We start from the raw sequence: 25,590 nt of genomic DNA, 5'->3' as shown, positions 1-25,590 counted from the left end.
TCACTCGTCGCGGCGGCCCATGAGCATCATCACCCAGTAGAGAAGCTGGGCGATCGCGCCGACGGCACCGGCCACGTAGGTCATGGCGGCCCAGAATAGGGCGTTCTTCGCGCGGTCGTGCTCCATCTGGTTCGCGATGCCGCTGCGCTCCAGCCAGACCATGGCACGCTTGCTGGCGTCAAACTCCACCGGCAGCGTGATCACCGCGAAGAGCGTCGTGATGCCGAAGACCACCACCCAGATCCACAGCATCGTCGGGCTATGGAAGAAGCCGGCTCCGATCATCGCGCCGAACATCAGGTACTGCTGGATCGTGCTGGCGAACTGAACCGCGGGCACCATCTTCGAGCGGAAATTCAGCCACGCATACGCCTGCTGGTGCTGGATGGCGTGGCCCACCTCGTGCGCGGCCACCGCGGCGGCCGCCACCGAGTTCATCTGATAGACCGACTCGCTCAGGTTCACCGTCTTGCGCATCGGGTCATAGTGGTCCGTCAGGTGGCCCGGGGTGTGGATCACCTGCACGTCGGTGATGCCGTTCTGGCGCAGCATCGCCTCGGCCACCTGCGCGCCCGTCATGCGGAGCGGGATCTGCGAATACTCGTTGAAGCGCTTCTTCAGCATCCCGCTAATCGCCAGGCTCGCGAGCATGGAGACACCGATGATCACCCAGTAGCCGATGCCGATGCCACCGGGTTGCTGCTGGGCGAGGAGAAGGAGGGACTCAGAAATCATCCGCGCAGTGTAGCGGGCATCCGGCCGCCCGCAACTTCGCGCCGGGTGGAATTCCAGCCTTCATTTTCAAATCGACCTCCCTAGGTTGGTCGCCATGAAGCACGTCCTCATCACCGGTTGCACCCGCGGACTCGGACTCGCGATGGCCCGATCTTTCGCCGCAAAGGGCTGGACCGTCTCCGGTTGTGGCACGAATCCCATCCGCGTGGACGTCCTCGCCGCGGAGCTGGGGGAAAAGCACCGCGTGGTCCGCACCGACGTCAGCTCGGAGTCCGGCGTGGCCGACTTCGCCCGCGACATCCTCGCCGGACCCGGCGCCCCGGACCTGCTCATCAACAACGCCGCCATCATCAACCGCAATGCCGCGCTCTGGGAGGTGTCCGCGGAGGAATTCTCCCGCGTGCTGGACGTGAATCTCAAGGGCATCCACCTGGTGCTCCGCGAGTTCCTCCCCGCGATGATCGCCCGCGGCTCCGGCGTGGTCGTGAATTTCTCCTCCGGCTGGGGCCGCTCCACCTCCCCGGAAGTCGCCCCCTACTGCGCCACCAAGTGGGGCGTGGAAGGCCTCACCCAGGCCCTCGCCCAAGAGCTGCCCTCCGGCCTCGCCGCCGTCGCGCTGAATCCCGGCATCATCGACACCGAGATGCTCCAGAGCTGCTTCGGCGGCTCCTCCTCCGACTTCCCCGACCCCAAGAAATGGGCCACCACCGCCGTCCCCTTCCTCGAAAACCTCGGGCCAAAGGACAACGGCAAGTCGCTCACGGCTCCGTAGTAGGACGATCTATTCCATGCGCTGATCCGGCTTCGTGGCGCGACTCTCGGACGCTCCGATGACGGCCACGCCGTTCCTCCCGATCAGCGGGTCGGTCGAGCCGGGTTTGCCGGTTTCCACGCGGCCGGCGTGGCGGCGGGAGAAGTGGTCCGCGCCGGTGACGGTGATGCCGAGATCGTACCAGCGTCGGCTGGCGGTCAGGTCGATGCGCAGGGTCTCGCGAACGCCGGGCGGCAGCGTCTTGCGGATTTCCGGCGCGCCGTAGGATAGGTCCGTGACGATCACCTCCAGCGGTGCCCGGCCTGCATTCACGAGCCGGACGATGAAGTCGCCGTTCTCATATCCGGTGGAGGCCTCCAGCGCCGGGTCGGCGGCGTCGCCGAGGTATTCGCGGAAGAATCCATTCGGCCCGTAGCTGCGGAGGAAATAGCGCCCGCCCTCGAAGATCTCCAGCGGCCACGCATACTCCACGGACGCTCCCGCGAGCGTCGCAAAGGACCAGCGCCGCACCTCCTCCGCAGGCGGCGGGGCATCGGTGTAGCTCGCCACATCGTCCGGATACGTCAGCCCGGGCGCATAGACGTGGAAGGGCGCACCCTTCCCCCGGCCATCACTCGCCTCGGACTCGAAGCGGATGACGAATGCCCGCTTCTCCCGGTCCAGCCGACCCTCCGCGTGCAGCGCATAGGGCAGCGCGACGGAGACCTTTGACCCCGGCTCCTGGCGCGGCAGGTGCGGCGAGGCGAACGGTTCCTCCATCACCTCCCGGATCGCCACCTCGTCCAGCGCCCGATAGCCCGCGGGCGGCGCGAGGTAGCGCGTGCGGTGGACGTCCCTGATGAAGGGCGCCAGCTCGACCGGCAGCGGGTGCCCGCCGATCCCGTCGCCCTGCGGCAGGAAGGCCGAGGTGAGATTCCCACAGACCGCACGCCGCCATGAGCCGATATTCGTCTCGCGGATCTCCCTCCCCTTCTTGTGGCTCAGGAATTTCTCCAGGAACTGCAGCACCGACGTGTGATCAAAGACTTCCGAGCACACGCAGCCGCCCCGGCTCCACGGCGAGGCGATCACCATCGGCACGCGGTAGCCCAGCCCGAGCGGATTCCCCCGGGTGTCGAATTCCAGCGACGCATCGATCCCCGCCGAGACCGCCCCGCTGCCCGGCTGGTCCGGATGCGGAGGTACGAAGGGCGGGACGTGGTCGTAGTAGCCGTCATTTTCGTCGTACGTCAGGATGAAGATGGTCTTCTTCCACACCTCCGGATTCTTCGTGAGGATCTCCAGCACCTCGGAGACATACCACGCGCCATACCACGGCGCGGACGGGTGATCGGAGAAATTCTCCGGGGCCGCCAGCCACGAGACGGTCGGCAGCTTGCCCTCGTCCACGTCCTTGCGAAATTGATACAGGACATCGCCCGCCGGGATCTTCACCTCGCGCTGCTCCCCGGCTTCCTCGTAGGCCAGCGTGGCGAGATCGCGGTAGGAGAAGTCGCCGCGGTTCACGGTGAAGGCCTTGCGATGGATACTCTGCTCGCGCAGCGGCAGGTTTGCGAAATTCTCCGGCGAGCATCGCTCGATCTCCGCGGCCAGCGCGGCGATCTCCCGCTCCACCTTTTCCCGTCGCGTCACCGCCTCCTCGGGCGCGTCACCAGCCTGCGCGATCAGGGTGGCGAGCTGCTGCTTCATCACCTCCAGCCGCGACTTCAGGTGCGCCACGCGGGAGGAGGAAAAGTCCACGTGATACTGCGCGAAGTATTCCATCGGATTGTCGCCGAAGTTCGCCAGCCACGAAGCCTCCACCGGCGAGAAGCCGGTCGGGTGGTCGATCTCATTCTGATAGATCGCCCAGGAGATGCCGTGCTCCTCCAGCCGCTCGGGGAAGGTCGGCCAGTCCGGGTGCGTGTCGTGGTCCGCCTGGCCATTGCTCAGCAGCGCGGGCGATGCCGGGTCGCGCGGGTCCCGGCTGGTGCCCGTCCACAGGTAGAGGCGATTCGGCGTCGTGGACGTCTGGAGCGAGCAGAAATGCTGGTCGCACACCGTGAAGGCATCCGCAAAGGCGTGATAAAAGGGCAGGTCCGCCCGGTCGTAGTAGCCCAGCGTCAGCGGCATGTGCTCGTAGGCATCGATGCCCGACTGCATCACCGGCAGCCATTGGTCGTGCTTGCCGCCATTCCCCGCCGCCACCTCGGACCGCCGGTCATGCGGCAGGCAGCTCGTCCAGGTGGAATTCGACTCGTGGAATTTCAGGCCGAAGGGCGCGTAGGTGTCCCCCTTCCCGTCCGTCTGCAGCCACACCGGCCTGCCGCCGGGGATGGTGATCGCCCGCGGGTCATCGAAGCCCCGCACCCCGCGCAAGGTGCCGAAGGCGTGGTCGAAGGAACGGTTCTCCTGCATCAGGATGACCACGTGCTCCGCATCCAGGTAGGTCGAGCCCTCCGCCGGCTCGATCCCCGCAGCCCGCAGGATGGACGGCGGGATGACCGATACCGAGCCCAGGCCACCGGTGAGCAGAGCGGCGCGCCGCAGGAATTCTCGTCGTGAAATCATCTCGGGTCAGTCGGGTTCCGCCGGGGGGTATGGACCGGCGTCGCGATGCTAATGACGGTCCCGCGCGCGTTTTTCAAGGATGTTGGAGAAAAGCGATTTTCCACGCAAACCGTTGGGGATTGATAGAAAGGCCACTTCTCCCCCAGACTCCCGATACTACACCCAGCATCCCATGAGATTGATCCTAGTTGACCGGGGCCGAGAGCTCACCGACGTCCTGAGATGGGAATTCCGACCGCACCCGGAGGTGGAGATCGTCTGCGGGCCATTCGAGGAGCTGCCGGCCTTCGACTGCGTGGTCACGGCGGGGAATTCCTTCGGCCTCATGGACGCGGGCGTGGACCTCGCCGTGGTCCGCTATTTCGGCAAGCCGCTGATGGAGCGGATCCAGAAGCTCATCCTGCAGGACCACCTCGGCGAGCAACCGGTCGGCACCAGCCTCATCGTCCCGACGGGCCATCCCGACCACCCGTGGGTGGTCCACACCCCGACGATGCGCATTCCCATGAATATCAATGGGACGGACCACGTTTACACCGCCCTGTGGGCCACCTTGACCGCCGTCCATCGTCACAATCGCGATGCGGAGCGCCCGATCCGCACCCTCGCCTGCCCCGGCCTCGGCACGGGGACCGGCGGCGTCCCGCTGATGGAAGCCGCCACCCAGATGCGGCTCGCCTACGAGCACTTCAAGAAACCCGCGGAGTGGATCAATCCGACCATGGCCCAGGCGCGCCACGAGAGGGTCCACTACGGCGGTCGCTGGGGATTCGAGCATCCGAGAGGTTGAAATTCCGGAATGCCGTGGCACACAATCTTACCACTTGGCCCGACATGCTCCGCTCTCCAACCTCCTCCCCGGCGTGATCGAAGTCCGGTTCCAACGCGGCCTCCACCTACCCGAGCTCGACCTCTGGCTCGATCCCTGGGACCCGAAGCCGTGGGCATTCGTCTCCCACGCCCATGCCGACCACTTCGCGCGGCATGAGAGCGCGCTGTGCTCGACCATGACCGCCTCGCTGGTCCGCTCGCGCTTCGGCCTGGCGGAAAGCCGCATCGAGCCGGTGGATTTCCACGTGCCGGTGGTACGGGACGGCTTCCGCCTGCGGCTGCTGCCCGCCGGCCACATCGCCGGGTCCGCCATGCTGCACGTGACGCGCATTTCCGATGGAGCGACGCTGCTCTACACGGGGGATTTCAAGGTGCGGAAGGGCCGCACCGCCGAGCCCGTCGTCTTCCAGCAGGCCGACCTGCTGATCTTGGAGACCACCTTCGGCCTGCCGCAGTTCGTCTTCCCGCCCGCGATGGAGGTGGAGGGCGCGGTGCTGCGCTTCGTCCACGACGCGCTGGCGGATGGCGAGGTGCCGGTGCTGCTGGGCTACTCGCTGGGCAAGGCCCAGGAAGCACTCGCCCTGCTCCACGCCCACGAGATCCCCGTGGTGCTGCACCCCGCGGTGGCGGAAATGACTGCCGCCTGCCTCGCCGCGGGCGTGACCTGCTTGCCGCAGCCCATCCTGCTCGATGGCCCGGTGCCGCCCGGCCACGCCGTGATCGCCCCGCCGAATGCCGTCCGCTCGAAGCTGCTCCGCGCCGTGGGAAACCGCCGCGTGGCGATGCTCAGCGGCTGGGCGCTCGTCCCCGGCGCCACCTTCCGCTACCGCGTGGACGATGCTATCCCGCTGTCCGACCACGCCGACCACCCGGGCCTGATGGAGTGCCTCCAGCGCGTGCGGCCGAAGAAGGTCCTCACCGTCCACGGCTACACCCGGGAATTCGCCGCGGAGCTGCGCCTGCGCGGCCACGATGCGTGGTCGATGGCCGGGAATGACCAGCTCGACCTGCCGCTGGCCGCGCCGCCGATCCGCAGCGCCCTCGCCTCCGGCACCGGCATCCAGACCACCGCCAGCGCCCGCCACGTCCGCCCGATCTGCGCGCTCGCCGACTTCACCAGCGTCTGCCGCCTGGTCGGCGAGACCAGCAGCCGGCTGGAGAAGATCCGCCATCTGGCCACCTACCTGCGCGGCCTCGCGAGCGAGGACGACCTGGCGCTCGCCTCCCGCTGGCTGACCGGCCGCGCCCTGCCGCGCGATGGCGACCGCCGCTCCGTCCAGACCGGCGGGGCCACCCTGCGCCGCGCCCTGCTGAAGCTGCCGGGCGCGCGCGAGGAACGCTACCGCGAGATCTCCCTCTCCCAGAATGACGCCGCCCGCACGACCCGCCTGCTGCTGCAGGAGCTGACGCTGAAGCCGGAACCGCTGGATCTGGCCGGGCTCGCCACCTTCTTCCGCGAGCTCGCCGCGGCCACCGGATCGATCGCCCGCATCGACCTGCTCTCCGAACGCCTGCGCACGCTGCACCCCGCCGAGGGCGAGACGCTGGTGAAGCTGCTGACCGGCGACCTGCGGATCGGCCTGAAGGAAGGCCTGGTGGAGGACGCGGTGGCCGAGGCCTTCGCCGCCGATCCCCCCGCCGTCCGCCACGCCCACATGCTGACCGGCGACCTCGGTGAGACCGCGAAGCTGGCGAAGGCCAAGTCGCTCGGCGAGGCCACGCTCCGACCGCTGGTCCCGGTGAAGGTGATGCTCGCCTCCCCCATGCCCGACGCCGCCGCCCTCGTCGCCGCGTCTCCACATTCCCCCTCTCAACTCTCAACCACCGACCCTCAACTTCTCTGGCTGGAGCCGAAGTACGACGGCATCCGCGCCCAGCTCCACAAGCAGGGCGACCGCGCCGCCATCTTCTCCCGCGATCTCCGCCCGCTCGACGGTGAATTCCCCGAGCTGGTCACCGCTGCACTTTCGATCCCCGGCGACTTCATCCTCGATGGCGAGATCATCGCCCACGCCGAGGGCCGCCGCCTGACCTTCCACGATCTCCAGACGCGGCTCGGGAAAATCTCCACCGCCCAGACGGACCTCTTTTCCGCTACCAGCGTGTCCATCCCGCCGGTGCGCTTCATCGCCTTCGACCTGCTCCACCGGGACGATGCCGACCTGCTCGGAACTCCCTTGTCAGAGCGCCGGGCGCTGCTGGAAAGCAGCATCGTGCCCCTGCCCGCCATCATCTCGCCCATCGAGGTCCAGCGGATCGAGGCCGATGCGGAGGCGGTGCAGTCCGCCTTCAAGCAAGCGCGCACGGACGGGCTCGAGGGACTCATCGCGAAGGACCCGGCCAGCCTGTATTCGCCCGGCCGCCGGGGAAAGGCATGGCTGAAGCTGAAGACCTCCAGCACGCTCGACTGCGTGGTGGTCGCCGCCGAGCAGGGTCACGGCAAGCGCGCCGAGGTGCTCTCCGACTACACCTTCGCCGTCCGCGACGAGTCCTCCGGCCAGCTCCGCGTGATCGGCAAGGCCTACTCCGGACTCACCGACGTGGAGATCGAGGAACTCACCGACCACTTCCAGCGCCACACCGTCTCAAAGGACCGCCGCAAGCATCTGGTGGAGCCGAATCTGGTCCTGGAGATCGCCTTCGACTCCATCCAGGCATCGAAGCGCCACGACTCCGGCCTTGCGATGCGCTTCCCCCGTATCCACGCCATCCGCCGCGACAAGACCCCCGCAGACATCGACACCCTTCAATACGCGCGCACGCTGGTGGATGCGTGACGCAAATCCACGCGATCATGCAGGGGAAGTCGCTTGATATTCAGCGCCTCCGGTGTATCGCCTTGGGCTTCATTCCTCCTATGAAGTTCACCCTCATCGCCTCGGCAGCACTCGCGCTCGCCCCTCTCTCCGCCTCCGCCGCTCCCGCCCCTGCCACTCCCGTGGGCACCTGGGAAGTCACCCTGACCGGCGCCGACCAAGGCACGGCCTACGTGACCTTCGAGGACGACAATGAGTTCTCCGGCTATGGCCTGAGCCGGAATTCGCTCGGCCTCTTCACCCTCTCCGGCACCTGGACCGTGGATGCCGCGGGCAAGCTGACCGGCAACTACACGGAGACCATCAACGGCGACGAGATCACCGGCACGCTGACCGGCAAGGTCGCCGCCAAGAAGATCACCGGCAGCATCGCCTCCACGATCGGCAGCTTCAAATTCAACGCCAAACGCGAGGTCCCGACCCAGAGCATCTCCGGCGTCTGGACCGGCGCGACCGCCGTCGGCAAGGTCCGCATGGCCGAGTTCTACCAGATCACGCCCAGCGCCTTCCCCCACCTTTATGAGATCTCCGGCGAGGGCACGTCGCTGCTCACCGGCAGCTACTCGATCAGCGGCGTCGCGCTGGTGGGCTCGAAGGGCAAGATCCGCCTCGCCGCCGTCAGCATCCCGGACGAAGACGAGCCGAGCTTCTCCTCGCTGACCGGCACCGTGAACGTGAACCGCAAGCAGAACGTCCTGAAAGGCACCCACTCGAGCGGCCTGCCAATCAAGGTCGCACTGGCCGCGTCGCCCCGCTGAAAGCTCTCTCCACTCTGAAACGAAAAGGACCGCCCGATATCGGGCGGTCCTTTTCCTTTGGATAAATCTGTCGACCGGAATCTCAGCCAGCCGCCGAGATGGTGATGACCAGCGTCTCGGAGTCGGTGCCAGCGGCGTTCGTCGCGGTGATCGTCACGCTCGTGGTGGAGACGGAGACCGGGGTGCCGCTGATCAGGCCGGTGGTGGCGCTGATCGTGAGACCGGATGGCAGGCCGACGGCGGTGTAGCTCGTGGCAGCCGGGGTCGCGGTGATCTGATAGCTGAAGGCAGTCCCCACCGTGCCGGTGGCGGTCAGCGTGCTGGTGATGGCGGGCGGGACGGTGGTGACCGTCAGCACCAGCGTCTTGCTGCCGGTGCCGGCGGCATTCGTCGCGCCGAGCACCACATTGAAGGTGCCGGTGACCGTGGCGGTGCCGGAGATCAGGCCCGTCGCGGTGTCGAGGGTGATGCCCGCGGGCAGGTTCGTCGCCGAGTAGTTCGACGGCGTCTGCGTCGCCACGATCTGGTAGCTGAAGGCGGTGGCCGTGGTGGCGCTCGCGGTGGCGACACTGGTGATGGTCGGCACGCCGATGCGGACCGTCAGGGTAGCGGTGTTCGTGCCCATGTCATCGGTGGCGCTGATCGCCACGCCCCACATGCCGATGGTCGTCGGGGTGCCGCTGATGATGCCGGTCACGGGATCGAGCGTCAGGCCCGGAGGCAGGTTCGTCGCGCCGTAGCTGGTCGGATTCTTGGTCCCGATGATCTCGTAGGTGAAGGGCTCGCCCGGATTCCCGCTGGCGGTGAGGGAGCTGATGATCTCGGTGGCAGCCTCGGCCTTGCCGTAGCGGATGCCGAATTCGACCTCGGAAAGGTAGCCGCTGCCGTTCTTGTCCAGCTTGTTGAATTTCTTCATCACCTGCGACTCCTTCGTGCCGCGGTTCATCGTCAGCGCGAATTCATAGGGATCGAGGTAGCCGTCGCCATCGCCGATCTCGCTGTAAACGTCCGCGAGGGTGAAGGTCTGCACTTTCGACGGGCGCTTCACCTTCTTGCCGGCGAAGTGCTCGATGTACTCGTCCACGGTCAGGTCGCCGCTCTCGTCATCGTCGATCGAGCGGTAGCGGTGGAGCATGAAGACTTCCGGCCGCTTCGTCACCGGATGGGAAACGAGGTATTCCTCGAAGGTCACGATGCCGTCGAAATCGCCGTCCGCTTCCTCGAAGACACGCGTCCAGTAGGCGGTGCGGTAGGTGCCGTCGCCGCGGGTGGTCACGGCCACCTCCGCCGAGCGGGAGGAGTCACCGGAGGAATTCGAGGACGCAACCGAGTAGCGGTAGGTGGTCGCGAAATCCGTCTCGGTGTCCGTGTAGGTCGTGGTGGTGGAGGTGTCGATCTCCGTGCCATTCCGGAAGATGACGTACTCGGTGGCTCCGCTGACGGAGTTCCACCGCAGGACCACGCCGTCCGTGCCCGCGGTGCCGCTGAGGCCGGTCGGGACGCCCGGGGTGGTGGGCGTCGTGACGGAGACATTTGCCGAGCGTGCGGACGCGCCGACGCTGTTGATCGCGGAGACCGAGTATTGGTAGGTCGTGCCCGGTGTCAGGCTGCTGTCGCTGAAGGTCGTCGAGCTGGTGTCGGTGCCCGTCTGGGTGTTGTTCCGGAAGACCCGGTAGGTGATCCCCGCGCCGCCCGTGGAGGCGGTCCAGGTGACCGTCACCGCGTTGCCGCTCGTCGCGGTCGCCTGGACGTTGGTCGGGATCGTCGGAGTTTGCGCCAAGGCCGGAACGGCCGTCAGCGCGAGCAGTGACAAGATGAAGAAACGCATATGTTTGGAAAACCGGGGATCAGAAACTCCTTGTAGCGGAACGTAGGAACGGGAAACCCGGGCTCGCAAGCGCCGAGTCGTGACGGGATGTCCTCCGCGTAAAACCGCAGCGCCTCCGATTTGTGTCTGACTTTCTCATGGATGACAGGAAGTCCGCTCGGGAGGGGAGATTCGTAACATGGTTTTTTCCGGGAAAGGTGCTTCGGTGGGAGAAAATGAACCATACCCGCACCGAACGCGATTCCATGGGAGAAATGCAGGTGCCCGCCGCGGCGCTCTACGGGGCGTCCACCGCACGGGCCGTGGAGAATTTCCCCGTCTCCGGCACGCCCCTGCCCGCCGAACTGATCCACGCCTACGGCCGCATCAAGCGCGCCGCCGCGCAGACGAATGCCGCGCTCGGCCTGCTGGAGCCCGCCGTGGCGGAAGGCATCGCCGCCGCCGCCGGGGAGATCGCGGAGGGCAGGCACGATGCCCACTTCCCCGTGGACATCTATCAGACCGGCTCCGGCACCTCCACGAACATGAACGTGAACGAGGTGATCGCCACCCTGTGCAAGCCGCTGGCCGTCCACCCGAACGACCATGTGAATCTCGGCCAGTCCTCCAACGATACCTTCCCGACCGCCATCCACGTGGCGACCGCGCTCGCGCTGCGCGACACCCTGGCCCCGGCGCTGATGGATCTGGAAGACTCGCTGAGACGGAAGGCGGCATCCTTTGACGCGGTGGTGAAGATCGGCCGCACCCACCTGATGGACGCCACGCCGGTGCGGCTCGGCCAGGAATTCGGCGGCTGGGCCCGCCAGGCCGGGCTCTCCGTGGCGCGCACCCGGAGGGCGCTTGACGCACTGATGGAGCTGCCGCTCGGCGGGACGGCCGTGGGTACCGGGCTGAATGCCCACCCGGAATTCGCCGCCAGGACCATCGCGCGGCTGGAGGCGGAGACCGGGTTGCCCTTTCGCGAGGCGGCGGATCACTTTGAGGCGCAGTCGGCAAAGGACGCCTGCGTGGAGGCCCACGGCCAGCTCGCGACCATCGCTGTCTCACTCCACAAGATCGCCTGCGACCTCCGGCTGCTCGGCTCCGGCCCCCGCTGCGGCATTGGCGAGCTACGCCTGCCCGCCACCCAGCCCGGCTCCTCCATCATGCCGGGGAAGGTGAATCCCGTGATCCCCGAGGCCGTCACCATGGTCGCCGCCCGGGTGGCGGGGAACCAGACTACGGTCACGTGGTGCGGCGCAGGTGGCTTCCTTGAGCTGAATGTCTCCATGCCGCTGCTCGGCACCTGCCTTCTCGAGTCCATCCGCTTGCTTGCAAACGCCGCCACCATCCTGAGGACGAAGTGCGTGGAAGGCACCGAGGCGAACGAGGAGCGCTGCCGGGAGCTGATCGAGCTTTCCCTTTCCATGGTCACCTCGCTGGTGCCGAAGATCGGCTACGACCGCGCCGCAGCGATCGCGAAGGAGTCCGTCGCCACGGGCCGCACCGTGCGCGAATTGTGCACGGCCCGGCTGGACGATCTTGGCCTCACCACTGCGGAACTCAATGAGCTCCTTGATCCTCAAAGAATGAGCGAAAAAGAGTCGATTTGAAAATGTTGCAATGATTTTTTGGTCGCTCAAGACCTTACCAGATAGTAAACACAGCCAAAATGTCTGCCTCTCCCCGGCCAGTCACTGCGTCTGATGATCCTGTAAGCCCGTGGTTCCGAGCCTTGGAATCCATGGGGGAATTCGTCGGTATCCGCTACGGCCAGATCAAGCCGGGCTCTAAGGAGGTGGAATGGCACTTCCTCTCCCACATCGAGTACGACGGCATCGGGGCATTCGCGAAGCTGCTCCGCGAGCGTGGGGCGGACATCCGGGACCTGCCGCGCATCACCCATCATGCGCCGCTGAGCTGGGGTGCATTTCTCCGCAGCGTGCCGGAGCTACTGGCACCACGGCGCCGGCTGAAATGGCAAAAGCTTCCCTCCGGCGATCCCCTTCCCAAGCAGACCCCCACCCCTGCCGTGGCGTGGCACGTCTTCGACGAGGACCAGACGGCCAAGATCCGCCGCTCCGCCCGCAACAGCCAGGTCACGGTGAACTCGCTGCTGCTGAAGTACCTCGACCGCACCATCCGCCCATACCTGGAGGACCCCTCACAGGCAAACCCTTGGATGGTGCCGGTGAACATGCGCGGCAAGGCGGACCAGCCCGAGGACACGGGGAACCACTCCAGCTACGTGGGCATCCGCGTGCTCGCCTCGGAAGGCGCGCGGGACGTGCAGAACCACATCTACGAGTCTCTTGCAAAGGGCCGGCACTGCGCGAATTGGAAGGCCTTCGACGCCACCCGCTTCACCTCGGAGAAGATGAAGCACCACCTGATCCGCACCGACCGCGCCACCTCGCAGTGGAATCTCGGTAGCTTCTCGAATCTCGGCGTGTGGGACGCGGAAAAGCAGATCGACGCCCCGGAGTGCCAGGGCGACTGGCTCTTCGCCCCGCCGACACTGGCGATCCAGATGCTCGGTGCCGGCTGCGTAACCTTCCGGGGCAAGCTCAGCCTGACGCTGCACGTCCACCCCGACCTGACCACCTCGCCCGAAGTGCCCGCCGAGTGGATGCGGCGCTGGGTGCGCGAGATCGAAACCGGCTTCCCTAAAACCTGAACCTGATGACCTCGCTCCGCCCTCTCCTCCTCACCCTGGCCCTCTCCACACCCTTGGCCCACGCCGTCGGCTTCCGGCTGCCGAACCAGGATCCGGAAGGCATCGCCCGCGGCAACGCCTTCGCCGCCACCGCCGACAATCCCTCGGCCATCTACTACAATCCGGCGGGGATCACCCAGCTCGAGGGCCACGACATGAGCTTGGGGGTGTACTTCATCTCCACGAATGTCAGCTTCGAGTCCGCAGGCGGCTCCGCCAGCACGGAGACCGACTTCCAGGCCGTCCCGCAGATCTACTACACCTACTCGCCGGCGGATTCCCCGCTGTCCTTCGGCCTCGGCGTCTATGCTCCCTACGGCCTCGGCATCGACTACACCCGCCGCACGCCCTTCCCGACGGCGGCGCAGGATGCGGAGCTGATGTACATGACCATCAATCCGGTGGTCGCCTGGGAGATCAATCCCTGCCTCTCGGTGGCCGCGGGCGTCACGATGAACCCGTCGCAGGTGCGGCTGGAGCGCCGGATCGGCGTGCTGCCTTTCGACGAATTCCAATTCGAAGGCGACGGCTACGCGACCGGCTTCAATCTCGGCGTGATGTGGAAGCCCGCGGAAAAGTGGTCCCTCGGACTGAACTACCGCTCGCCCACCGAGATCGACTACGAGGGCCGCTCGATCACCGCGCCGGTGCCACCCTTCGGCGGCGGCACCCCCACGGAGGGCTCGCTGCACTTCCCGCAATACATCGTCGGCGGCATCTCCTACCGGCCGAATGACGACTGGAACTTCGAGTTCAACCTCGACTGGACCGACTGGGACCAGGTGAACGACGCGGTCTTCGTCGGCACCTTCGGCGGGAACCAGGTGCTTCCCTTCCGCTACGAGTCCACCTTCATGTACAACTTCGGCGTGACCCGCCAGCTCGGCGACGGCTGGTTCGTCAGCGCCGGATATATCTACAGCGAGAATTCCGCGCCGGATGCCACCTTCACCCCGCTGAATCCGGACTCCGACCTACACCTCGGCAGCATCGGCTTCGGCCATCGCGGCGAGAAGTTCGGCTGGGCGCTCGGCTACCACTTCGCCTACAACGGCGGACGCACGGTGAGCGGGAACTACAATCCGACCGTCAACGGCGAGTACGAGACCTTCAACCACGCGGTGAACGCCTCGGTGCGCTTCCGCTTCTGAAGCGCCGCAATCCCTTCATTCAGGACCGCGTGGGAGACATTCCACGCGGTCTTTTTCGTTCCAGCAGGAACGATTTATTACTCAAGCCGACGATCCCGCTCGGCATCGTGCCGGCGCTGGAACTCGGTCGGCGTCACCTCGTGGAGAATCAGGAATTCCCGGCTGAAGTCCTTCGGCGTCGGGAAGCCGAGGATCACGGAGACCTCCTTCACCGCCATGCCTTCCATGAGGAGCTGGCGCGCCTGGACGATGCGCTCGCGGCGCATCCAGTCCTTCGGGCTGATGCCCAGCGAGTCGGTGAAAATGCGGTGGAGCTGGCGCTCCGAGACCTCGAAGCGCTCGCACAACGGCGACACCTTGAACCCCGTCTCGCGAGCTATCGGACCGAGCGGTTCGGGCTCTAGTTCTCGCGGACGGATGGCTACGACACGGCCGCCTCGATAGGCAATCTGGAGTTCAGGGCGCTTCATGAGCTGTCAATGTCACGATGCCGGGGAGGTTGGCAAATGACGCGCGCAAACTAAACACCCCGAACGCGATTAGAGAAGCCCCAAGGCGGAAGAAATCAGCAGATCGTCATCGAAGAGCCAGCGGGCAACGTCCGATCCGGCCGTGCTCTCCGCGGCGGCACCGCCCGGGCGGACGTCGATCACCAGCGCGTCACCCCGCTGGCGGCCGACCGAGGCACCTGCATCGTAGATCCCCATGAGCGCAGCCAGCACCGGCACGGCCTCATCGCCACCCTGGCGACCCACGCCGAAGAGACCGGCGAGCAGGCGCGGGAAGGCATCGGTCGCGCCCGTCAGGCGGAAGCCGTCGCCCTCTGCCGTCACCTCGAGGGTGTCGCCCGCAGGCAGCGACTTGGCAAAGGCGGCCACCCGGTCGGCGAGCGAGCCACCGGCGAATCCATCCTTCAGGGTCTCCTCCAGCGCTCCGGCGAGCTGCTTCTGCTCCTCGTGGACCTTTCTCCAGGAAACCACACCGGCATCCATGGCACCGGCACGACCACCGGCCGCGGCGCCGAAGGCACCGAGGCGGACGAAGGACGACACCGCCTCCGCCACGTGCTTCGCCGGCAGGCCTGCCGCCAGCGGCGCGAGCGCGAAGGCTGCCAGGCGGGACGAGTAGATCACGTTCCCCAGCGCCTGCAGCTTCGATGACATCAGTCCGTTCAGCTCGCGCTTCACGAGATAGAACTCCATCGCACGGCGAAGGGTGACTTCCAGTTCACTCACTTCCCATGGCTTCGTGATGTATCGGTAGATACCGCCCTTGTTCACCGAGTTGATGGCAGCATCGAGATCCGAGTATGCCGTCGAGAGGATCTTCACCACGTCCGGATACTGGTCCGTGATCTTCGCCAGGAAGCCGACACCGGTCTCATTCGGCATGCGCTGGTCGGTCACGATGATGCCGATCTCCGAGGCATGGGCGCGGAATACAGAGAGCGCCTCAAGGCCGTCCGCCGCTTCCAGGATGCGGAAGGTCTCGCCATAGAGCCGCCGGAAGTACTTCCGTGTCTTGTCCTCGTCATCCACGAAGAGGATAGCGTAGCGCTGATAGTCGTAGTTGAAGTCGCTCATGGTTCGGAATCTCTGGAAGTTTCGGGGTCGGCGTCGCCATCATCTGCATCTGGATCGGGCGGCGAAAAGAAAATCGTGAAACAGGTGAATTCACCCGGCCTTGTATCGACTTCGATATGGGCACCGTGGCGGCCCAGGATCTGGTGGGTGATGCTGAGGCCCAGGCCCATGCCCTTGCCCACATCTTTCGAAGTGAAGAAGGGATCGTAGATCTTGTGGACGATCTCGCGCGGGATGCCGGCGCCATTGTCCCACACGGTCACCTCCCAGCCGCCCGCGGCGGCGCGCAGGGTGACGTCGATGCGTCCGGGGTCCCCGCCCTTCTCGTCCACGCGCTGCTGGATGGCGTCCACGGCGTTCTGGAAGAGATTCACGAAGACCTGCACCAGTTGGTTCGGATTGCCGGTGCCCGGGGCCTTCTCGGGGCCCTTGTAGTTGAAGGCCACCTTTTCCCCGAGCTGGTGGCTGACGAGGCGGCGCGAGCGCTCGATGACATTCGCCAGGTCCGCGTCCCCGCCGATCCGGTCGTCATCGCGGGTGAACTGCCGCAGGTCGGCCACGATCTGGGCGACGCGCTCCACGCCTTCGCTGATGTCGCCGACGATCTCGGCGTAGTCCTCGTGGTCGTCCGCGGGCAGCGAGCGCTTGAAGGAATTCAGCGCGTGCAGGCCGGCGCGCGCGTAGTTCAGCGGGTTGTTGATCTCGTGGATGATGCCCGCGCTCATCTGGCCGAGGCCGGAGAGCTTCTCATTCCGCACCAGCAGCACCTCGTTCTCCTTGAGCTGCTCCATCGCCGCGGCGAGGTCGCGGTTCAGGTCCGCGAGCTCGCGGCGGATGGCGGCCATCGCGAGCTGGTTCCGCAGGCGCAGCACGAGTTCACTGCTGGAAAAGGGCTTCGTCAGGAAATCGCTGGCACCCGCGTCGAGCGCCTGGAGCTTCGTTTTCTCATCCGCGCGGGCGGTGAGCATGATGATGGGCATCTCGCGGGTCGCATGGTTCGCACGCAGGGCACGACAGACTTCCTCGCCGTCCATCTCCGGCATCATGTGGTCCACCAGCGCCAGCACTGGCATGTGCTGCTTCGCCAGCGCCAGCGCCTCGGCACCGTCGCGCGCCTCGATGACATCGACATTCTCGAGCTGCATCACGAGGAAGCGGCGCATGTCCGGCTCGTCATCTGCCACCAGCACCAGCGGGCGGGTGGTGGCCGTCGAGCGGCCGATGGCGCGCGCGCCCGTGCTCACGTCCCCGGCATCCGCGGGACGCGCGGCGGAGAGAGCCGCGCGGCGGTGAAGCTCCTCGATGTGCTTGCCGCTCTCGACATCCACGGCGACGGCCTCGGAAGCAGAGCCCTCCGCATTCTCCACCGGCAGCTCCACCTCGAAGCGGGTGCCGACGCCCACCGTGCTCTTCGCGTCGATGGTGCCGCCCATGGTCTCCACCAAGCTGCGCACCAGCGCGAGGCCGATGCCCGCGCCCTGGAACTTCCGGGTGGACGACGAGTCCACCTGCCAGAAGCGCTCGAAAATGCGCGGCAGCACTTCCGTGGAAATGCCCACGCCCGTGTCGGCCACGGAGATCTTCAGGCGGTCGCCCTCGCGGACCGCGTCCACGTCGATCCTGCCACCCGCCGGGGTGAACTTGATCGCATTGACCGTGAGATTCAGCAGCACCTTCTCGATCTTGTCGCGGTCGAGCATCACGTGGCCCTGCGAGCCCATGGAGCGCCACTCCAGCGCCACGCCATTCTGATCGGCCAGGTGGCGCATCGACTGCATGAGGCCGTCGAGCATGCCGCCCACGTCGGTGGACTGGTTCTTCAGGTCGGCGTGGCCGGTATCGAAGCGGACGAGATCCAGCAGGTCGTCGATCAGCTTCAGCAGGCGGAGACCATTGTGCTCGGTCATCGCGAGCATGTCCTTCACCTCTTTCTCCGAGGTCGGCTTGAAGCGCTCGGAAAGCCGCTCCGTCAGGCCGATCATCACGGTGAGCGGCGTGCGGAGTTCGTGGCTGATATTCGCGAAGAAGCGCGTCTTCGCCTCGTCCAGCTCGCTGAGCTGCTTGTTCGTCGCCTCGAGCTGGCCCCGGGCATCCTCGACTTCCTTCCGCAGGGCAAACTCGCGGAAGCGGAGGCGCTCGTAGAAATAGCTGCCCGCGCTGACGAAGACCGCGGTGACGACGAGGAAGTAGGAATTGTTGAAAAGCAGGCTGGTGATCGACTCCTCGCTCGAGAACCAGACGCTGCAGAAATAGCAGGCGAGATTCAGGAGAATCATCACCACCGAGTCCTTGAAGGAACTGCGCAGCAGGAGCGACAGACCGAGCAGGACGAGATTCAGCCCCGCGTAATAGGGCGAATTCCCCCCGCCCGTCACGGCGATCATCCAGCAGATGCTGACCGTGGGCAGCATGAAGAGGACGTGCGCGATCTGGCGGTGGGACCGCTCGCTGGAAAACCGGCCGAGCAGCCAGAAGACCACGCAAAGCAACAGCGCGACGACGATGCGGATCAGCAGGAATTGCCACGCCTTGTGCGGGAAGACCATCCAGTCGAGCGTGGACCCCGCGACCATGAAGAGCGCGGACAGCAAGGCGGTGCGACGCGCATTCGTCACGAAGACGCCATTCTCATAGCGCTTGAAGGCTTGGTTCAGCCCGGCTCCATCGGCCGCTGTGTAGGGGACTGTGGCGGCGTCAGCCATCGGCCAGTTCGATTTCCAGGAAGAGATTCACCCCGGTCGCATCTGCTTTCACTTCCACGCGCTTGGTGGGTAGGCCGGGGGGGACCAGGTCGAGCATCTCTTCCTTGCTGCGGTAGATGAGGTTCCACTCCATCAGATACTCCATCCACGCCTTGCGAGGATTCGTGTCCGCCACGTTCGTGACGACGACGAGCCCGCCCGGATTCGCGATCGAGCAGAAGAACTCGACCAGACGCTTGCCGACGCGCTGGGAAAGGTAGTCGAAGAGACCGGCGCAGTACACCACGTCGTAGGCGGCGAGTTCCGGGTCGCCGCCCGGCTGGACGGCCGCCTTCAGGATCTGGTGGACGGAGCGCGGGATGAAGCGCAGGCGGGTATTCCGGCCTTCCTCCATCCGCACCTTGTCGAGGCGCTCGCGGGTGTACTCCAGCGTCTCCGGGTTGAAGTCCAAGAGGTCGAACTCGATCAGCTCGCTGGAGTCGTGCCCGCGCAGGAAGCGCAGGACTTCCTCGGCAGGGCCGCAGCCCAGGTTGAAGGCACGCGCGCGGCCCTTGCCGATGCGGCGGTTCGACTCGCGGTCGAGCATGTCCACCAGGTAGTCGATGCGGTTGCGGTGGGCCACCACCGGCTCGGTGTTCAGGATCGCGTAGTTCAGCATCTTCGCGAATGACGACGCACCCTCGTAGGGATCGCGCATCATCATGTTCACCATCTCGTAGTCGCCCGCGTAGCCGAGGGGCTTCACGTAGGTACGATAGACGAAGGGGGCGCAGAGCACGATGGGGTGCATCTCGCGGCGGACATACGACTTGTGCGAGGGCACTTCCTCCTCGTCGATCTGGCCTGCCACGGTCTCGAAATTCTCCATCGAGGGGATCATCTGCTCGAGGATCCGCTGCTGGACGCTGCTGAAAATCTCACGCTCCAGCTCGTCGCGCCGACGGGTCGCGGTGGAGCGGATGCCCACGTCGATGCTGCTGAGCCAGTGCTGCACGCCGGTGAGCGCGCTGGCCATGTCCGCCACGGCCACCTTGAAGGGGTCCTGCACGTGGTTCGCGGCCCGCCACTCTGACATGAAGGAGCTGAACTGCGCACCCAAGTCGGTCTCGCCATTGACGGCGGAAAGGAAGTCCACCTCCTGCCAGCCGTCCTCGAGATTCGCCTCGCAGACGATGACCAGGCCGGTGTTGAGGATGTTGCTCACCACGGCCTTGCCGCGGTAGATCAGCCTCTTGTTCGTGAGGATCCGGAAGTCGGAAAGGACTTCGGAGAGCTGGAGGATGCTGTAGGGATTATAAACCTCGAAAACCACCGAGTATCGGGTGAGGCGCAGCAGGTTCGCCTGCACCTCCAGTCCCTGGCTATTTCTGCATTTGATGACACTCTGCGACTGCTCCGGGGAAATCTCCATCAGCTCTTGTCTTTCTTGGAACCCACGTCATCGAAAACGGAACTACGGGGCAAGCTGAAGTATGCAGCCTGCAATACTTGCAGGGTACTATAGCTTCACATTGAAGAAATCGAGCATCACCTGCCGGTAGACATCGCGCTTGAACTCGGGCAACCAATCGAGGTCGAACTCCTCCGGAAGTATCCACCGGTAGGCTCCAAATTCACGCGGACGCTGGTTCACATCCACCTCCGGAGCATCCTCCCTCACAAGGCAATGATAGTAAGTCTGCTCCTGCCCGTGGCACCCGTGTTTGCGCATTTTCTTGAAGCGCACGTCCTCCGGGTAGAGATATCGGTAGCCGGTGCGGTAACCCAATAACTCATAGTGCGATGGGAGCAGGCCGATCTCCTCGCGCACCTCACGGAAGAGTGCCTGCTCCAAGGTCTCGCCATCGTCCACTCCGCCCTGCGGGAACTGCCATGCACCGGGGATGGTCCAGCGTTCACAGACGAGCAATTGACCCTGCGGCTTCACCATCAGCGCCGCGACATTTGGACGAAATCGGACCACGAGGCGCAACGTAGGATAAACAAATACCAAGCCTCAATCCTTAACTTCCCCTAAATAAGGTCCACACTCGCCAAACCCGCCGACCCGCGCCAAGCTCCCGCCATCATGAAAAAGACCGCCTTCCTCCACCTGCTCTCCGGACTGATGCTGCTCTCCGCCCCCCTCGCCCGTGCCCAGCAGGACGGCACCGCGAACCCTAACAGCGACCCCGCCAGCGAGGAAGCCGCGGAGAATGTCCAGGAGACCGACGACAACCGCCGCTTCTGGCAGGCGAGCCTGCCGGGCGGCCACTACATGGTGGCGCTCGACCGCATCTCCTCCATCAGCATGCACCAGTACCTGCTGGATGGCACCATGGTGGTGAACGAAATGATCATCGACACGAACGGCCGCAGCCTCGTGCGCTTCTACCACGTGACCACGTCGCTGGAGAACTCCGCCTCAGGCACCGCACGCCGCGTGGTGGAGCGCGGCAATGAACTACTCGACCGCGTGGGCCAGAAGACCGGCACCGACGTGAAGGAAATCGTGCAGAAGAACTACCCGAGCACCAGCCACGCCGGCATGGTGGAATTCCGCGTCCAGAGCGTCGCCGAGCTCGATGCCATCTACAAGAGCGTCAAGGGCGCCTGGGAGACCGGCAAGGGCCGCAAGGTCACGGTGAAGTGATCATTTCCGGGAGTGCCTACCCTGGGAGCGCCGGTCATCAGACCGGCCCGAAGCAGCTCTCAATGCCGACGGAGACCCTGTGCCATCGTGGTCCGCATCGCTCCGCGTGCGGCGAAGCGGTTCTGGCGGCGGGCTTTGCTTTGTGGCTCCGGGAATGGAGGCACCACCGGAAGCCTTCCTCGCATGGTGATAATGGCGGCGGGCATCACACACGGCTTCCCTACCGGCGCACCGCACGCGGAGCGATGCGGACCACGATAGCCTCACGTGCCCCCGGCTTTCAATAGCCACTTCGCCCGCCCATCCAAGCCGGCTGAAGCCAGCACTCCCGGCTCCGCCGATACTGGTGATCCCTGGGAGCGCGCGGCCACTGGCCCGCTTGGAAGGTTGGCGAACCCAGGGTAAAAGCCTCGGCAAACCCAAGGTGAAAGCCGCTCGCACGGAACCCCAAAAGGGCGCGCCTGTTAGATCACTTCGCCCACCATCCAAGCGAGCCGGTGGCACGCGCTCCCAGCGAAGCCCTGCCGTGAAAAGCAGCCCTCGCCCGTGGTTCGCCATCCTTCCAAGCGGGCCAGTGGCCGCGAGCCCCCAGGATGGCACCTGGCTCGGCGAAGCCGGAAGCGCAGGCTCTAACAACTACCAGCCATTCCTCCCCCGCCCGCGCGACGCATCCATCAGCCCGCCGGTCTTCGGGCGATTGCGGTAGCAGCCATACAGCCCATACACCGCGATCACCGTCAGCACTCCCCCGAAGATGTGCATCGCCTTCGAGCTGCCACGCTTTTCAGCGATCGTCTGCTGGTAGGTGAGGACCACATCATCACCGATGGTCAGCGCGTAGATCGGCACCCAGCCATCGCGCGGGAAAACCGTCTCCCGTTTCGTCGAGACCTTCACCGTGACCGGCGTGCCGCTCTCCACAGCGGCGAAGACACGATCATAGCCCGGCTTGTCGTCGGGATAGGTCATGCGGAAACCCTCCACGGTGAACTTCAGGAACTTCGTCCGGGCTCCGTACTCGCCCTTCACCGTCGAGACTTCGGCATCGGAGGCCAGGCCGGATACCTCGGTCAGCTCCGCCTCGCGCGTGGCCCCGTGGCGTCGATTGAACTCACCCAATGAAAGACCGCCCACGGCGAAGAGAAACATCGCCCCGCAGAACAACCAGTCCGTGAGCCGGGTGGGCTGGACCTTCTGCTTCTTCCAAAACTTCATCGCTCCGCCATCAGCCGCTCGATCTCCCGGACGATCCTCGGCGCGAGGTGATGCTTCTCATCCTCGGGCAGCGCCTCGACGTGCTGCGGGAAAACGAGCAGCAGTTCATTGCGGTCCGAGTCGAAGCCGATGCCTGGCTTCGACACGTCATTGGCGATGACGAGGTCGCAGCCCTTGCGCGCGAGCTTGGCGCGGGCGTTCTCCAGCAGATTCTCCGTCTCGGCGGCGAAGCCAACCAGCGTGCCGGTGAAGCCGAAGTCGCCTCTAACAGACCCGAGGATGTCTGGCGTGCGGACAAGCTCCAGCGTCAGGGTCTCGCCCGTTTTCTTGATCTTCTGGTCCGCCACCACGGAAGGCCGGTAGTCCGCCACCGCGGCGGCGAAGACGGCGGCATCCATGCGTCCGATGTGCCGCTGCACGGCTCCGAACATCTCGTCCGCCGACTCGATGGGCAGGAAGTCCACGCCATCCGGCACCTCCAGCGAGGTCGGACCGGAGACCAGCAGCACCTGATGCCCGGCGCGCGCAAAGGCGTCCGCCATCGCATAGCCCATCTTCCCCGACGAGCGGTTCGTCAGATAGCGCACCGGATCCAGCGCTTCACGGGTGGGACCGGCGGTGACGAGGATGCGCATGAGCTTAAGTTAAGAGCGGATGGTTGAGAGTTGAGAGCCGGAGCGGCGACGACTGGTTCTCCGCTCTCCCCATTCAACTCTCAACTCCAGACTCTTGGCTTATTCACCCTTCTTCTCTTCCTTCGGCGCTTCGAGCGCCGGGACCTCGATGGCCGGGGTGACTGCGGAGGTCTTCTTCGGAGCGGCCGGGGCTGGCGCGGGAGCTGGTGCCGGGGTCGGCGCGGGGGCTGGCGCAGGTGCTTCTCCTGCGGGCTTCTTGAGGGCCTCAAGTTCCTTCTTGCCGCCGGCGATGTCGGCCTCGCTCATCTTGCTGGTCAGCTCGCCGAGCAGGGTCTTTGCCTCCTCGTCCCCGCGCTCGATGCCAAGCGAGGCGAGCGCCCAAGCCTTTGGCAGGTCCTGCGTGGTGCCATTCCCCGCGGCGTGCAGGCGGGCGAGGCCGGTGGTGGCGGCGGCGTGACCCTGGTTCGCTGCGAGGGAGTAGAGCTGGCCTGCATTGTTGTAATCCACCGGCACGCCCATGCCGCGCTCGTAGAGGGTGCCCAGATTATTCTGGGCGGCAGCGTGACCGGCCTTCGCGGCGGCGGTGAACCACGCCACGGCAGCCGTCGGGTCGCTCAGGCCGAGGTTTCCGGAGACGTAGAGCAGGCCGATCTCATTCTGCGCAACCGGCAGGCCGGTATTCGCGGCGGAGAGCAGGTACTTGTAAACCGAGATCATCTCGGGCTTCTCATCTTTCGAGAGGCGGGAGGCCATCTCCAGCGCGGCCACGGCATTGCCCGCCTCGGCGGCCTTCACCAGCCACTCGCGGCCCTTTTCCTCGCTCTTCTTCAGACCGCCCTTGCCCTCCAGATGGAAGGCGGCGACGCGGAGGATGCAGTCGGCCTGATCCTTTTCCGCGCCCTTCTGATACTGCGCGAGGGCCTCCTTCTCGTTCTTCTTGATGTTTTCCTCGAAGTCGCCGAGCGCGAGGTAGGCGGACCATTGCTCCTTCTCGATCGCCTTGGCCAGCCACTCGCGGCCTTCCTTCTCATTGCGGATCGACTCGTCGCCATTGAGCAGGCGGGAGCCCAGCGGGATGAGGGCGGAGGCATCGCCGAGCGCGGCGGCCTTCTGGTAGTACTCCAGCGACTTCTTCGCATCGGCCTCTTCCTTGAAGCCAAAGGCACCTTCGTAAAAACGGGCGAGCAGCAGGATCGAGGGCGTGTCACCGGCATTCGCCGCCTTCGTCCACCACTCCGCGGCCTTGGCGGAGTCCGGCTTTTCGCTGAGCAGGCCGCGCAGCCATGCCTCGCCGAGGATGCGGCCGGCATTGGCCGGGTCGGCACCGGCGGCGGACTCCAGCACCTCGCGGGCTTCCTGGCGGTCCTTCTCTTCCTTCGAGTTCAGCAGGATCAGCGCGCGGCGGTAGGTCGCGTCCTTGTTCCCGGCGGCAGCGGATTTCTTGTAGCTCTCCAGCGCGGCGTCGCGCGAGGCGGGCATGCCCTGGCCGGTCTCGGCGGCGAAGCCCAGCAGGAAGAGCGCGTCCGCATCGCCCTTCTCCGCCAGAGGCTTCGCGAGATCCACCCCGGCCGTGTGGCGGCCTTCGCGGAAGGCATCGAGAGCGGCCTTCGCCGGGCCTTCGGCCACGCTCGGCACGGTCGCAGGGGCATCCACCCCGGTGCTCACCGCCGCCGGGGCGGAGGTGGAAACGACGGTCGCGAGTGCCAGGGAGAGCAAGAGGGTTTTTGCGGTCACACCCGGCATTTAAAGAGGGGAATCCCGCTAGCAAAGGGGAAAGACGGGGAAAACAGGGCATCCGCCTGCATACATCGTAAATCCAATGCCCCGCGGCGAGACCCGCCCGGTCCGGCGGCCCCTCATTTTTGGTGTTTCCGCCCGCGGGACCTTTCCCTACACAAGCGGCCCCGCGCGCGCGGGCCGGATTTCACCATGCGACTCTTGTTCATCATGCTCCGCAAGGAGCTGAAGGGATATTTCCTCAATCCCTTCGGCTGGGTGGTCTTCGTCTTCGTGACGGGGATGCAAGGCTTTGCCCTGTCCACGGCCATGAAGGGCTTCCGCGACTCGCCCAGCCAGAACAGCCTCGTTTACTCGGCCTACAATACGACGCTCTTCTGGTTCTGGTTCCTTTTCATCTTCCCGCTCATCACCATGCGCCTCTTCGCGGAGGAGGAGCGCAGCGGCACGCTGGAAGGCCTGCTCACCGCCCCGGTGCGGAGCTGGCAGGTGGTGCTGTCGAAGTATGGTGCAGCCATGGTCTTCTACACCCTGCTGTGGGTGCCGAGCTACCTGCAGTTCCGCATGTATGAATGGGTTACGGACGTGCCACCCGCGTATTCGCCGGGCTCGATGCTCGGGGCCTACTCGATCCTGCTGCTGATGGGTGCCGCCTTCACGGCCATCGGCTGCCTCGCCTCCGCGCTCACCTCCAGCCAGATCATCGCCGGCCTGCTCACCATCGGCATGCTGGTCATCCACTACTTCCTGGGCTACGTGACGGCCATCTGGGGCGAGCACTTCGCGGCCGCGCCGATGTTCCACTACATCTCCAGCCAGGAGCACCTGCACTACTTCACGAAGGGCCTGCTGGATACCCGGCCGGTCGTCTATTACCTGAGCCTCGCGGCTTTCGTCCTCTTCATCACTTACCAGGTGGTCGACTACCGCCGCTGGCGCCGCTGATA

20 protein-coding genes are annotated in these 25,590 nt (G+C 65.5%); 9 read left to right on the top strand and 11 right to left on the bottom strand.

What is annotated here, in order from left to right:
* On the bottom strand, window positions 1-735 hold the full coding sequence (locus OKA04_RS08435; RefSeq protein WP_264500710.1) for a zinc metallopeptidase: 735 nt from the start codon (window positions 733-735) through the stop codon (window positions 1-3).
* Window positions 736-829: 94 nt separating this feature from the next.
* On the opposite strand from OKA04_RS08435, the gene OKA04_RS08430 reads away from it, so the two are divergent.
* Window positions 830-1,507 carry an SDR family oxidoreductase gene (locus tag OKA04_RS08430; RefSeq protein ID WP_264500709.1) on the top strand — a complete coding sequence of 226 codons (678 nt, stop codon included), beginning with the start codon at window positions 830-832 and terminating at the stop codon, window positions 1,505-1,507.
* 9 nt (window positions 1,508-1,516) lie between these two features.
* Here OKA04_RS08430 and OKA04_RS08425 read toward each other — a convergent pair whose 3' ends face one another.
* Window positions 1,517-4,057 carry a phosphocholine-specific phospholipase C gene (locus tag OKA04_RS08425; protein ID WP_264500708.1) on the bottom strand — a complete coding sequence of 847 codons (2,541 nt, stop codon included), beginning with the start codon at window positions 4,055-4,057 and terminating at the stop codon, window positions 1,517-1,519.
* Window positions 4,058-4,229: 172 nt separating this feature from the next.
* Here OKA04_RS08425 and OKA04_RS08420 point away from each other — a divergent pair, with 172 nt between their 5' ends.
* The 3 genes from OKA04_RS08420 (at window position 4,230) to OKA04_RS08410 (ending at window position 8,462) form a co-directional block, all read left to right on the top strand.
* Window positions 4,230-4,847 carry a macro domain-containing protein gene (locus OKA04_RS08420; RefSeq protein ID WP_264500707.1) on the top strand — a complete coding sequence of 206 codons (618 nt, stop codon included), beginning with the start codon at window positions 4,230-4,232 and terminating at the stop codon, window positions 4,845-4,847.
* Between the two features lie 73 nt (window positions 4,848-4,920).
* Window positions 4,921-7,665: an ATP-dependent DNA ligase gene (locus OKA04_RS08415; RefSeq protein ID WP_264500706.1), complete on the top strand. Its 2,745-nt coding sequence runs from the start codon at window positions 4,921-4,923 to the stop codon at window positions 7,663-7,665.
* A gap of 80 nt (window positions 7,666-7,745) precedes the next feature.
* A complete protein-coding gene (locus OKA04_RS08410; protein ID WP_264500705.1) occupies window positions 7,746-8,462 on the top strand; it encodes a hypothetical protein in 717 nt (238 codons plus the stop codon).
* An 82-nt stretch (window positions 8,463-8,544) separates the two neighbouring features.
* On the opposite strand, the gene OKA04_RS08405 is transcribed toward OKA04_RS08410, so the two are convergent.
* The gene (locus tag OKA04_RS08405) at window positions 8,545-10,290 is read right to left on the bottom strand and encodes a putative Ig domain-containing protein (RefSeq protein ID WP_264500704.1); all 1,746 of its coding nucleotides are present in this window, start codon (window positions 10,288-10,290) and stop codon (window positions 8,545-8,547) included.
* 215 nt (window positions 10,291-10,505) lie between these two features.
* Here OKA04_RS08405 and OKA04_RS08400 point away from each other — a divergent pair, with 215 nt between their 5' ends.
* The 3 genes from OKA04_RS08400 to OKA04_RS08390 all read left to right on the top strand — a co-directional run bounded on the left by OKA04_RS08400 (window position 10,506) and on the right by OKA04_RS08390 (window position 14,139).
* Entirely contained in the window at window positions 10,506-11,885 is a 1,380-nt protein-coding gene (locus tag OKA04_RS08400; RefSeq protein WP_264500703.1) for a class II fumarate hydratase, read from the top strand.
* A gap of 131 nt (window positions 11,886-12,016) precedes the next feature.
* Window positions 12,017-12,949, top strand: a complete 933-nt coding sequence (locus OKA04_RS08395; protein ID WP_264500702.1) for a hypothetical protein — start codon at window positions 12,017-12,019, stop codon at window positions 12,947-12,949.
* 5 nt (window positions 12,950-12,954) lie between these two features.
* Window positions 12,955-14,139: an OmpP1/FadL family transporter gene (locus tag OKA04_RS08390; protein ID WP_264500701.1), complete on the top strand. Its 1,185-nt coding sequence runs from the start codon at window positions 12,955-12,957 to the stop codon at window positions 14,137-14,139.
* 77 nt (window positions 14,140-14,216) lie between these two features.
* On the opposite strand, the gene OKA04_RS08385 is transcribed toward OKA04_RS08390, so the two are convergent.
* The 5 genes from OKA04_RS08385 to OKA04_RS08365 all read right to left on the bottom strand — a co-directional run bounded on the left by OKA04_RS08385 (window position 14,217) and on the right by OKA04_RS08365 (window position 20,387).
* Window positions 14,217-14,609, bottom strand: a complete 393-nt coding sequence (locus OKA04_RS08385) for a helix-turn-helix domain-containing protein (RefSeq protein ID WP_264500700.1) — start codon at window positions 14,607-14,609, stop codon at window positions 14,217-14,219.
* 69 nt (window positions 14,610-14,678) lie between these two features.
* Window positions 14,679-15,722, bottom strand: a complete 1,044-nt coding sequence (locus tag OKA04_RS08380) for a response regulator (protein ID WP_264500699.1) — start codon at window positions 15,720-15,722, stop codon at window positions 14,679-14,681.
* Complete coding sequence (locus OKA04_RS08375) at window positions 15,719-18,424, bottom strand: ATP-binding protein (RefSeq protein WP_264500698.1); 2,706 nt, start codon at window positions 18,422-18,424, stop codon at window positions 15,719-15,721. The genes OKA04_RS08380 and OKA04_RS08375 overlap by 4 nt, the downstream gene beginning before the upstream one ends.
* Entirely contained in the window at window positions 18,417-19,835 is a 1,419-nt protein-coding gene (locus OKA04_RS08370) for a class I SAM-dependent methyltransferase (RefSeq protein ID WP_264500697.1), read from the bottom strand. The genes OKA04_RS08375 and OKA04_RS08370 overlap by 8 nt, the downstream gene beginning before the upstream one ends.
* A gap of 87 nt (window positions 19,836-19,922) precedes the next feature.
* Window positions 19,923-20,387: an NUDIX domain-containing protein gene (locus tag OKA04_RS08365; RefSeq protein ID WP_264500696.1), complete on the bottom strand. Its 465-nt coding sequence runs from the start codon at window positions 20,385-20,387 to the stop codon at window positions 19,923-19,925.
* A gap of 105 nt (window positions 20,388-20,492) precedes the next feature.
* On the opposite strand from OKA04_RS08365, the gene OKA04_RS08360 reads away from it, so the two are divergent.
* Window positions 20,493-21,056: a hypothetical protein gene (locus tag OKA04_RS08360; protein ID WP_264500695.1), complete on the top strand. Its 564-nt coding sequence runs from the start codon at window positions 20,493-20,495 to the stop codon at window positions 21,054-21,056.
* Window positions 21,057-21,692: 636 nt separating this feature from the next.
* Here OKA04_RS08360 and OKA04_RS08355 read toward each other — a convergent pair.
* From OKA04_RS08355 to OKA04_RS08345, 3 genes are all read right to left on the bottom strand, one after another.
* A complete protein-coding gene (locus tag OKA04_RS08355; protein WP_264500694.1) occupies window positions 21,693-22,271 on the bottom strand; it encodes a hypothetical protein in 579 nt (192 codons plus the stop codon).
* Window positions 22,268-22,906: a phosphopantothenoylcysteine decarboxylase domain-containing protein gene (locus OKA04_RS08350; protein ID WP_264500693.1), complete on the bottom strand. Its 639-nt coding sequence runs from the start codon at window positions 22,904-22,906 to the stop codon at window positions 22,268-22,270. Before OKA04_RS08350 ends, OKA04_RS08355 begins: the two co-directional genes overlap by 4 nt.
* Window positions 22,907-23,005: 99 nt before the next feature.
* Window positions 23,006-24,640, bottom strand: coding sequence for a tetratricopeptide repeat protein (locus tag OKA04_RS08345; RefSeq protein WP_264500692.1), 1,635 nt, complete (start codon window positions 24,638-24,640; stop codon window positions 23,006-23,008).
* A 195-nt stretch (window positions 24,641-24,835) separates the two neighbouring features.
* Between OKA04_RS08345 and OKA04_RS08340 the strand changes: the two genes are divergently transcribed.
* The gene (locus OKA04_RS08340; RefSeq protein WP_264500691.1) at window positions 24,836-25,588 is read left to right on the top strand and encodes an ABC transporter permease; all 753 of its coding nucleotides are present in this window, start codon (window positions 24,836-24,838) and stop codon (window positions 25,586-25,588) included.
* Window positions 25,589-25,590 lie beyond the last annotated feature (2 nt).

It is taken from the genome of Luteolibacter flavescens (genome assembly GCF_025950085.1).
In the GTDB taxonomy this organism is placed as follows: Bacteria; Verrucomicrobiota; Verrucomicrobiia; order Verrucomicrobiales; family Akkermansiaceae; genus Haloferula; species Haloferula flavescens.
Note: the sequence above shows the minus strand (reverse complement) of the source record. Positions and strands in the feature narration are given on the sequence as shown.